This window comes from Kitasatospora sp. MBT66, assembly GCF_000710405.2.
In the GTDB taxonomy this organism is placed as follows: Bacteria; Actinomycetota; Actinomycetes; order Streptomycetales; family Streptomycetaceae; genus Kitasatospora; species Kitasatospora purpeofusca.
In genome coordinates this window covers 29,167-37,779 of sequence record NZ_JAIY01000013.1, presented here as the reverse complement: position 1 = coordinate 37,779, position 8,613 = coordinate 29,167, and the positions used below count along the sequence as shown (strand labels likewise).

At 73.2% G+C, this 8,613-nt stretch carries 9 protein-coding genes; 3 read left to right on the top strand and 6 right to left on the bottom strand.

From position 1 onward, the window contains the following. The coding region (locus BI06_RS33635; protein ID WP_051742571.1) for a serine/threonine-protein kinase at positions 1-1,430 on the bottom strand (1,430 nt) is incomplete at its 3' end. 428 nt (positions 1,431-1,858) lie between these two features. On the opposite strand from BI06_RS33635, the gene BI06_RS33630 reads away from it, so the two are divergent. Then, positions 1,859-4,678: an FtsK/SpoIIIE domain-containing protein gene (locus tag BI06_RS33630; protein WP_043474752.1), complete on the top strand. Its 2,820-nt coding sequence runs from the start codon at positions 1,859-1,861 to the stop codon at positions 4,676-4,678. A 405-nt stretch (positions 4,679-5,083) separates the two neighbouring features. Here BI06_RS33630 and BI06_RS33625 read toward each other — a convergent pair whose 3' ends face one another. From BI06_RS33625 to BI06_RS33615, 3 genes are all read right to left on the bottom strand, one after another. Continuing rightward, complete coding sequence (locus tag BI06_RS33625; RefSeq protein ID WP_043474750.1) at positions 5,084-5,299, bottom strand: DUF397 domain-containing protein; 216 nt, start codon at positions 5,297-5,299, stop codon at positions 5,084-5,086. Between the two features lie 106 nt (positions 5,300-5,405). Continuing rightward, positions 5,406-5,588, bottom strand: a complete 183-nt coding sequence (locus BI06_RS33620) for a DUF397 domain-containing protein (protein WP_369826312.1) — start codon at positions 5,586-5,588, stop codon at positions 5,406-5,408. Positions 5,589-5,638: 50 nt separating this feature from the next. Then, positions 5,639-6,322, bottom strand: coding sequence for a DUF5753 domain-containing protein (locus BI06_RS33615; RefSeq protein WP_149030567.1), 684 nt, complete (start codon positions 6,320-6,322; stop codon positions 5,639-5,641). A gap of 16 nt (positions 6,323-6,338) precedes the next feature. Between BI06_RS33615 and BI06_RS33610 the strand changes: the two genes are divergently transcribed. Together BI06_RS33610 and BI06_RS51540 are read left to right on the top strand one after the other, a co-directional pair. Continuing rightward, entirely contained in the window at positions 6,339-6,662 is a 324-nt protein-coding gene (locus BI06_RS33610; protein WP_051742535.1) for an ATP-binding protein, read from the top strand. Positions 6,663-6,835: 173 nt separating this feature from the next. Continuing rightward, positions 6,836-7,804 (top strand): hypothetical protein, encoded by a 969-nt coding sequence (locus BI06_RS51540; RefSeq protein ID WP_051742534.1) that lies wholly within the window; start codon positions 6,836-6,838, stop codon positions 7,802-7,804. A 170-nt stretch (positions 7,805-7,974) separates the two neighbouring features. Here BI06_RS51540 and BI06_RS33600 read toward each other — a convergent pair whose 3' ends face one another. Together BI06_RS33600 and BI06_RS33595 are read right to left on the bottom strand one after the other, a co-directional pair. Continuing rightward, positions 7,975-8,280, bottom strand: coding sequence for an XRE family transcriptional regulator (locus BI06_RS33600; protein WP_043474747.1), 306 nt, complete (start codon positions 8,278-8,280; stop codon positions 7,975-7,977). Further along, positions 8,281-8,478 (bottom strand): type II toxin-antitoxin system RelE/ParE family toxin, encoded by a 198-nt coding sequence (locus tag BI06_RS33595; RefSeq protein ID WP_369826298.1) that lies wholly within the window; start codon positions 8,476-8,478, stop codon positions 8,281-8,283. Positions 8,479-8,613: the final 135 nt, after the last annotated feature.

The window sequence follows — 8,613 nt, the reverse complement described above, 5'->3', positions numbered from 1 at the left end:
GGGTAGCCCTGCGGCTGCTGGCCGGGCTGCGGGTAGCCCTGCTGGTAGCCCTGCGGCGGCCGGTACCCAGGCTGCTGCTGGTGCTGGTAGCCCTGCTGGCCCTGCTGCTGGTGGCCCTGACCGGCCTGGAAGGGCGGCGGGGCGACCGGCGGGGCCTCGAAGTCCTCGGGCTCGAAGTAGCCGATCTCGGTCTGCTGGTTGCGGTCCCGGGCGGCCCGCAGCTGGGACTGCCACGGGTGCGGCGCGTCGGCCTGCGGCGGCCCGGCCGGGGGCGGCGGCACCGCGGCGGGCGGCATCACCCGGGTCGCGGCCGCGGGGTCGTACGGGGGCGGCTGGGTGCCCATGACCCGGGTGGCCGCCGCCGGGTCGTACCCCTGGCCCGGCTGACCGGGGGCGGCCTGGCCGGCCGGGAGCACCTGGGTGCGGTCCTCGGCGCCGAACGGCATGCCGGCCACGCCCGGACCGCCCAGCGGGCCTTGGCCCGCGGCGTCGGCGCTGCCGGGAACCAGGGTCGGCTGCGGATCGGGCACGAGCAGCGCGCCGACGGCCAGCGCCGCGTCCACCGCCGCCGGGGAGGCGTGCACGCCCACCCCCGCCGCGACCACGCGCAGCGCGCGGGAGAGCGAGACCGCGCCGGGCCGCTGCGCCGGGTCCTTGCGCAGACAGCGCTCGATCACCGTCCAGAGCGGCTCGGGCATGGTGGACGGCCGCTGCGGCTCCTGGGCCAGGTGCGCCTGGAGGATCGCCAGCGGGTTGTCGCCCTGGAACGGCTGGCGTCCGGTGACCAGCTCGTACAGCATGATCCCGGCGCCGTAGACGTCCACCGCGGAGGTCTGCGGGCGGCCCTCGGCCGACTCCGGCGCCACATAGGCGGGGGTGCCGACGAACTCGTGGCTGCGGGTGATGCCCGGGGAGTCCGCGAGCCGGGCGATGCCGAAGTCGGTCAGCATCGGGTGCATCTGCTCGGTGCCCTCGACCACGGCGGTGGCGAGCAGCACGTTGGCCGGCTTGAGGTCGCGGTGGACGATGCCGTCGGCGTGGCTGGCGGCCAGCGCGTCGGCGACCTGGGCCATCAGCAGGGCGCCCGCGATCGGGCTGAACGGACCGTTCTGGCGCAGGTAGCGGGACAGGTCGGGGCCGTCGACGAGGTCCATCACCAGGGCCAGCAGCTCGCCCTCGACGACCAGGTCGCGGACCTTGACGATGTTCGGGTGGGTGAGCCGCAGCAGCAGCGAGCGCTCGCGCAGGAACCGCATCACCACATCGGGGTCGGCGGCGAGCTCCTCGCGCAGGATCTTGATCGCCACCTGCTGCCCGGGCGCGGTACCGGGGACTTCCACGTCGGCACGGACCTGGCCGCGCCAGACGGTGCCGGTGGCCCCTCGTCCGAGGGTCTCCTCCAGCAGATACTTGCTCCCGACTGGCCGCACCTGTCGCACTCCTCGCCGTGCCGCCCGCGCGGGCGGCTCCTCCGCCGGTGCGGTGAGCCTGCCGGGCCCGTGTTTCCGGCCACTCTAACGGGGCCCGTTCACGTTTTTGGGTCGACCGGCAGGGCGTTCGCCCGGGTTGGGGGACATCCCCTACGGGAAGACCCGCAGGGCCCGCCGGCGGTTCCACCGGGGCCGCCGGGCCTGCCTTTCCGGGCACCGGTTGACCTGACTCTCCGTCGCCCGCAAACATGGCGATGATCGCAAGATCGTCAAATCCGGTACCGTGCGCGGACTGTCCGTGACGGATGGCAGGATGACACTCGCCACTCTTGTGGCCCAACCGGTGTCGCGGCCACCCCCCGCTCCCCCGCGGCGGCCCCGCGCAGCGGCACAACGGCGTCACACCAGCAGAAGGGACCGCGGGCGAGATGCAGATCCGGCTGACCGTCCTCCGACCGCGCAGCGGACCGGCAGTCGCCGGCACCGCCATCCCCTACGTGGACGTGCTGGTCACCGCACCCGTGGGCACCGCGCTCGGCTCCCTCGCGGGGGCGCTCGCGGGCGCCGTCGGCGTGCGCGGGCCCCGGGCCGCCACCCATGTGCACCTCTACGCCGGGGCGCGCCGGGTGGACGAGCACACCCTGCTCGGCCATCCCCCGCTGCTCGACGGCGCCGTCCTCTCCCTCAACGAGCCGGACCCGACCGCCGACGACCCGGACGACACCCCCGCCGCCGCCGAACTCCGCGTCGTCGGCGGCCCCGACGCCGGCGGCGTGCACCGGCTGCACGGCCGGGAGATCCGGGTCGGCCGCTCCGGCGAGGCCGACGTCCCGGTCGACGACCCCGACGTCTCGCGGCTGCACCTCGCCCTGCACCTCGCCGAGGACGGCACGGTCACCGTCCGCGACCTCGGCTCCACCAACGGCACCACCGTGGACGGGCGGATCGTTCCGCCGGGAGCGCCGGAGGAGGCCGTCCCGCTCGACGGCACCGGCCTGCTGCGGCTCGGCGAGACCACCCTGCGGGTGACCGTCCCCGACACCCGGGACGGCTCCGGGCCGCCCGCCCGCGCCGCGCTCCCCGACGGCCACGGCCACCTCCAGCTCGCCGCCCCCGCCCCGGCCCGGACCGCCCCGCCGGTCACCGAGCCGCCCAGCGCACCCGAACCGCCCACCGGGCGCGGGCGCGGCCTGCTCTCGCTCCGGCTCGGCCGCTCCGCCGCCGAACCGCCCGAGGAGAGTGCCGAGCGGCACCACGCCGCCGTCCGCACCCGGCAGGCCGCCGCCCAGCGCGAGCGCTGGCCCGACCTCGCCACCCTCCTGCTCAACGCGGTCGGCCGCGGGCCCCGGCTCTGGGAGCGCGGCCCCGGCCACCCCGACGCGCTCACCCTGCGGCTCGGCACCGCCGACCGGCCCGGCGGCCCCGGCACCTCGCCCGGCACCGTGCTCCCCGCCGTCCCGGTCACCCTCGACCTGCAGACCGCCGGCAGCCTCGGCCTCAGCGGCCCGCGCGAGCGGCTGGACGCGCTGACCCGCGCCGTCGTCGCCCAGCTCGCCGCCCTGCACCCACCGACGGGGCTGAGCCTGGTGGTGGTCGACGCCGACCCGGCGCGCACCCCGCAGGACCGCGTCGACACCTGGGCCTGGGCGCTGTGGCTGCCCCACCTGCGGCCCGCCGAGGGCCAGGACTGCCGGCTGCTGCTCGGCCTGGACGACGAGCAGGCCGCCGCCCGGCTCACCGAGCTCACCACCCGGCTCAGCGGCCCGGTCGGCCTCGGCGGCCACCCCGCCACCGTGGTCGTGGTCGACGGCCGCCCGGCCACCGAGGCCGCCCGGCAGGCCCTCGACCTGCTGCTGCGCCAGGGTCCGGCGGTCGGCATCTTCCCCGTCTGCCTCGCCGAGCAGCCCGAACTGCTGCCCCGCGGCCTCGGCGCCACCGCGCTGATCACCGGCGAGGTCGGCACCCAGCTGTCGCTCGACCGCCCGGGCCCGGTCGCCCGCGGCCGCGAGACCCTGCACGAGATCTCCCTGGACGCCGTCTCCGACGCCTGGGCCGAGCGCCTCGCCCGGGTCCTCGCGCCGCTGCGCGAGGCCACCCCGGCCAACCGGGGACCGCTGCCGGACGCGCTGCGCCTGCTCGACCTGCTCCAGCTGGACACCGTCACCCCGGCCAAGCTCTCCGCCCGCTGGGACGCCCACGCCGGCGGCATCGGCGCCGCCACCGCCCTGCTCGGCACCACCCGCGACGAGCTGTGCGTGCTCGACCTCGCCGACCCCGAACTCACCCTCCCCTCCCCCGACCCGGGCGGCCCGCACCTGCTGATCGGCGGCGCCCGCGGCTCCGGCAAGACCGAGCTGCTGCGCACCCTGGTCGCCTCGCTCGCCGTCTCCGAGCGGCCCGAACGCCTCGCCGTCACCGTGGTCGAGGGCCGGGCCACCGAGGACGGGCTCGCCGGCTGCACCGAACTCCCGCACGTCACCGGCCTGGTGAACGCCGACGCCGACCCGCGCGGCGCGCTGCTCGCCGCCGAGGCGCTGGAGGACGAGCTCGCGATGCGGGAGCGGCTGTTCGACGGCCTGGACTTCGCCTCCTGGCACGCCGCCCGCATCCTCGACGGGGAGCCCGTCCCGGTCCCCGCCACCGTCGGCGCCCCGGCGCCCACGGCGAGCACCCCGCGCATCATCCAGCCACGCAGCCCCGAGGGCCCGGTCGCCCCGGCGGCGGCGGGGGATTCCGGGCCCTGCCCGCCCCGGCTGGTGGTCGTGGTCGACGACTACGACGCCCTCCTCGCACCGACGTCCCCGGCCGGCCGCCCGCTCGCCCGGGCCCTGGCCGCCGTCGCCCGCCGCGGCGGGCCGCTCGGCATCCACCTCGCGGTGACCACCGGGCACCCGGAGGAGACCACCGGCACCGAGGTCGACGACGCCGCCCTGCTGCGGATCGCCCTGCGGACGGACGACCCGGCCGACTCCGACCTGCTGATCCACCTCGGCGACGCGGCGGCCCTGCCGGACACGACTCCGGGCCGCGGCTACCTGCGCCTGCCGGACGGCGGCGTCACCGCGTTCCAGACCGCCCGCATCAGCGGCCGCATCCCGCGCACCGCCACCCTGCGCCCCACCGTCGTCGCCATAGACCCGCTCCAGCTCGGCGCCCCACCGGCGCGTCGTCCGGTCCGCGAACTGGGCAACGGCCCCACCGACCTCGCCCTCCTCGCCAGCGCCCTCCAGCGCGCCGCGGCGCGCTGAGCTGAAGCGAGTTGTCCGCCCCTGTCGCGATTCGATCGCGACAGGGGCGGACGGCTTTGCAGAACCGACGAGACTGGGGAGACGGTTTCGTCCCGCCCTTCTGTCGGCCTGTCGCCGCTTCGGCACGGCCGAAGCGGCGACACCTGAAAGGTCGCAGGCACGCCCCCGCCCGGTCATCCTTCCCAAAGCCACAAGAGCAGCGGCGGCCCCGGCCTTGGCTGGCCGGGGCCGCCGGCATCACCGAGCAACACGGGGCATGGCCCGAAAGCCCTCGTTCTGCGCAGGAAGTCGACCGAACCGACTTCCTGTGCAGACGGCAGGAAGGCCACAGGGCACGTGCAGTTTTCTGCCCGGCCGCGATCGTGGTCGCGGCCGGGCAGGACAGGGCAGCAAAGGAAGAACATTTCAGACCCCGGTGCCGAACTCCCCCGCGCGCACAGCGGTGACGAACGCTCCCCATGCCTCGATGGTGAAGACGAGAGAAGGCCCCAGCGGATCCTTGGAGTCACGGACAGGAAACACCCCTGGCGCTCCGTCCGTCACCTCTATGCACTCGTTGTCGCCACCGCTGTAGGTGCTCTTCCTCCACGTGGCCGCGGAGTGGTCGAAGGTCTGGGTCATGCGCCGGACTCCTTGATCGAGTTGATCAGTTCCAGGACACGGTGAGAAGGCGGAGAAGTGGAGGCGGGCCCACGTCCGAGGACGCGGGCCCGCTGTCCGGTCCGCCTCAGAAATCGAACTCCCCGGCACAGACCCCGGCGACGAACGCCGACCAGGCGTCAGCGGAGAAAACCAACGAAGGCCCCGACGGATCCTTCGAGTCACGCACGGGCAGAACGCCGGGAACCCCATCAGCGACCTCGACGCAGTCCCCGGTCTCCCCACTGAACGTGCTCTTCCTCCAGTTCACGCGACTGAGATCGGGAACAGACACCTTCAGCACCTCCGCTTGATACCGAGCTACAACTCTCCTCCGACCCGGGCCAGTAGGTCGAGGCTCTCGGAGACGCTCAACGCACTCGACCGCAGCGAGTCGAACGTGAGCGTATAGGCAGACGTCTCCTCCTGCGTCTCCAGATAGAGCATGCCTGCCCGATGCTCCAGACACACGACATCGGAGAAGGCCGAAGTCGGGAAGCTGAAGAGCACGAACGAGCCCATGATTCCCGCATGGGCACCCGCGCTGAACGGAAGCACCTGCAACTCAATGTTCGGGCGATCACTCACCTGCCGCAGGTGCTCCAGCTGTGACCGCATGACCTCCACTCCGCCTACTTGCCCACGAAGTGCGGCCTCTCCCAGGATCACGCTGAGCCTGGGCGACTCAGCGTGATCCAGAAACCTCTGCCGTTGCAGGCGCACAGCCACCAGCTCATCGATCCGCTGCGGCGGGATGTCAAAAGGCGAAGCCTCGTAGATCGCTCTCGCATAGTCCGCCGTCTGCAACAGGCCCGCCACCATCATCGGTTGGAACGAGCGGATGTGGCTGGCGCTCTCCTCGTAGTCGATGTAGTCGACATACGAGGGCGGGGAGATGTCGAACTGCTGCGCCCAACCTCGCTCCGCACTCTTCCGGTTGAGCGCGACGACCTCCTCCACGTACACCGGGTCGTCCACGCCGTAGAACATCAGCAGATCGCGCAACTCGCTGCTCGACACCGTGCCGGGCGGCCAGGACTTCCTGGAGGTCGGCGAGTTGCTCACCTCGGAGCTGGTCGGCAATGCCGTGCTGCACTCGGGGATGCCCGGGCGGCTGATCCAAGTCTTCTTCGACGTCGACGACACCCGTCTCCGCATCGAGGTCCACGACGCGAGCGAGCACCCGCCCGCCCCCCGGCAGCCGGGCGCGACCGACGGGTGCGGGCGCGGCCTGCTGCTCGTCGAGGCCCTCGCCCTCAAGTGGGGGCACTCCGCCCGCACCGAGGGGCCGGGCAAGGTCGTCTGGTGCGAGTGCGGGCCTTACCCGATCGGGGCCGCCACATGACCCCGATACCCGAGGGTGGGGCCGAGGGCGGGCCCTCGGCCCCACCCTTCGCAGTTCGAACGCTTCACACGCTCCGTGGCGAATGTGCTACGTTCCGCATTATCAACAGAACATAGAAGACCCCGGCGGTGGTGGAACACCCCGGGGTCCGGCACCAGGAGCAGCAACTCCAGATGCAGATTCATCGTAGCGCCCACGCGCGCTCATTCACCGTGCTTCCCAACGGCCTGTTGCAGGACCGGCGGCTCAGCTTCACCGCCCGCGGACTCCTCGCCGATCTCCTCTCGCGCCCCGACGGATGGCGCGAGGACGGCAGACACATGGCGGACACCAGCCCCCAGGGGCGCGGCACCGTCCGCCGGGCGCTCAAGGAACTCACCGACGCCGGGTACTACTGGGTCGTCCGCGTCCGACGCCCCGACGGGACGATCCGCTCCGAGGCCCACGTCTTCGACGTCCCGCAGCTCGTGCCACCGGATGTCGCCCGTCCGGTCGCCGGTCGACGGAACACCGGCCGCCCTGACGCCCCTCCCGTAAAGAACCCGGAAGAAGTACCCACCCTCCCGGCCGAGTTGCCCGACGAGCAGACCCGCGAAGCCGTGGCCGCACTCTTCCGCGCCCTCCGACCCGAACCGCGCCTGCGCCTCGGGCTCGCCGAGGCGCAGGCGCTCGCACCGCTCGTCTGCCGCTGGCTCGAACACGGCAGCACCGCCACCGACCTGGCCCACGCCCTGCTGCCCGGCCTGCCCACCCAGCTGCACTCGCCGGTCGCGCTCCTCCGCGACCGGCTCCGGCGCAAACTCCCACCCCCGCGCGCCGGAGCCGCGCCCGCCACGTACTCCGAGTGCCCCCACTGCCACGACCCGGTCCGCCGCCCCGGCCCCTGCCGCCCCTGCACCGAGATCGCCCCGAGCACCCCGGTCACCGCCGCCGTCACCGCCGCCGTCGGCGCCGCCGTCGCCCGCGCCGCCCTCCACCGAGGAGCACATCCGGGGCACGGCACCCCCTTGACGGGCCTTTTGCCCTCGGCAAGAGTGCGAACGGCAGGCAGGGACGACGGAGTCGGACTCCACGACAGCACTGCCCCGAAACGGCTGTGGGGCCCGCTTCCACCGGGCCCCACAGCTTCGCTCAGGACGTGATCAGGCGTTGTTCTGCTTCGGCTCGTCGCCCGGCTTGTCGGTGATCGAGCGGCCCAGCACCGCCGTGTGGCCGACCACCGTGCCCGGCTTGCTGCTCACGAACGCCCGCCGATCGGCCCGTGCCCGGGCTCGCGCCGGCGAGCCGGGCGGGGCCGTCACAGACCTCTGCGTCACTGAATGACGAGCTGGCGGTCGCCGAAATCGGCGACCAGGCGGAGCCTGCCTCCGAGCGCCTCCACGTAAGCGCGAATCGTCGCCAGAGCTGCGCCGTCGAGGTCGCCCTTCTCCAGCCGGGACACATTCGGCTGGGTCACGCCGATGATCTCGGCCACCTCGACCTGCGTCAGCGCCTGCTCCTTGCGGATCTCCGCGAGACGGTAGGCCCGCACTTCGGCGTCGAGCTTGGCGCGGTGCGCCGCGACCCGGGCTTCGTCGGTGACAACCTCGGGCCGGACCTCTTTCCAGGACCTGGCCATCTACTTCTCGCCTTCCTTGAGCGCTCGGAGATGCTCGTCGAACCTGGCATCCGCGACGGGGATGTTCTCGTCGTACCACTGGTTCCAGGCGCCCGTCTTGTCGCCCGCCACCAGGAGGATTGCTTCACGGTCGGGGTCGAACGCGAAGAGGATGCGGATCTCGACCGCACCACCGGCGCGAGGCCGGAGCTCCTTCATGTTGTGGTGCTTCGACTAGCTGAACGAACCAGGCAACGACCTCTTCATGCAACGAGACTTCCGATACCGCGGGGCAAATATGCGCCTCAAGTTATATTCGTTGCAAGTTATATCCTTGCTGTGGCCCCGAAACGG

Excerpts from the sequence above, each read along its gene's own strand:
- BI06_RS33630 (WP_043474752.1), top strand. The coding sequence starts at position 1,859 with ATGCAGATCCGGCTGACCGTCCTCCGACCGCGCAGCGGACCGGCAGTC.
- BI06_RS33625 (WP_043474750.1), bottom strand. The coding sequence starts at position 5,299 with ATGACCCAGACCTTCGACCACTCCGCGGCCACGTGGAGGAAGAGCACC.
- BI06_RS51540 (WP_051742534.1), top strand. The coding sequence starts at position 6,836 with ATGCAGATTCATCGTAGCGCCCACGCGCGCTCATTCACCGTGCTTCCC.
- BI06_RS33600 (WP_043474747.1), bottom strand. The coding sequence starts at position 8,280 with ATGGCCAGGTCCTGGAAAGAGGTCCGGCCCGAGGTTGTCACCGACGAA.
- BI06_RS33595 (WP_369826298.1), bottom strand. The coding sequence starts at position 8,478 with ATGAAGGAGCTCCGGCCTCGCGCCGGTGGTGCGGTCGAGATCCGCATC.